The organism is Methylobacterium sp. J-077 (assembly GCF_022829365.1).
Classification (GTDB): domain Bacteria; phylum Pseudomonadota; class Alphaproteobacteria; order Rhizobiales; family Beijerinckiaceae; genus Methylobacterium.
In genome coordinates this window covers 1-1,010 of record NZ_JAKSYJ010000244.1, presented here as the reverse complement: position 1 = coordinate 1,010, position 1,010 = coordinate 1, and the positions used below count along the sequence as shown (strand labels likewise).

Annotated in this window: 2 protein-coding genes; both read left to right on the top strand. The window is 64.8% G+C overall.

The features are described from left to right. Window positions 1-210, top strand: a 210-nt coding sequence (locus tag MKL11_RS31040) for a transposase (RefSeq protein ID WP_243950863.1), incomplete at its 5' end; no start/stop codon positions are given. Window positions 211-294: 84 nt separating this feature from the next. Next, the coding region (locus tag MKL11_RS31035; RefSeq protein ID WP_243950861.1) for an IS630 family transposase at window positions 295-1,010 on the top strand (716 nt) is incomplete at its 3' end.

The window sequence follows — 1,010 nt, the reverse complement described above, 5'->3', positions numbered from 1 at the left end:
GTCCTCTACCTTCCGCCCTACAGTCCCGACTTCAATCCCATCGAGCAGATCTTCGCCAAGCTGAAGCAGATGCTCAGGACTGCTGCCGCCCGCACCGTGCCCGACCTCTGGGCAACCATCCGCGAAGCCTTCACCGGCTTTACCCCAGACGAGTGCCGCAACTGCCTCACAGCTGCCGGTTACGAAGATGACTTGGCCGTCGCTACATAGGCGGGAACAGCTCTAGTGGATTGAAGGCGACGGAAGAGTCCCTCATGGGATTCCCGTCGCGGTGATGGTGTGCGAGTCCGGGGCATGCGCCCTGGGATCATCGTCGAGGTAAACGCTGCGGACCGTGCCCGGCTCGAAGCCATCATGGCGGACCGCAACAGCCCTCAGAAACACGTCTGGCGCGCTGCGATCGTGCTCGCCACGGCTGACGGGCTCGGCACGAACGCGGTCATGCGCCAGACCGGCAAGAGCAAGACCGCCGTCTGGCGCTGGCAGGAGCGCTTCGCTGAAGAAGGCGTAGACAGGCTCTTGCGCGACAAAGCACGTCCCTCGCGCATCGCGCCGTTCGGACCCGAAGTGGGCGAGCGGATCGTCGCCCTGACGTTGGCCGAGCCACCAGGCGAGACGACCCAGTGGACCGGGCGGGCCATGGCGAAGGCGGCAGGCGTGAGCCTCTCTTATGTCCAGCGCGTCTGGCTTTTGCACGGGCTGCAGCCGCACCGCATCCGGACCTTCAAGCTCTCCAATGATCCGGCCTTCGCCGCCAAGGTCCGCGACATCGTCGGGCTTTACGTCGATCCGCCTGCCCATGCCGTCGTGCTGTCGATCGACGAGAAAAGCCAGATCCAGGCTCTCGACCGAACGCAACCGGGACTGCCGCTGAAAAAAGGCCGGGTCGGGACCATGACGCACGACTACAAGCGCCACGGCACGACGACCCTGTTCGCCGCCCTCGACGTGCTGGATGGCAAGGTCGTCGGCCGTTGCATGCAACGCCATCGCCATCAGGAGTTCATCCG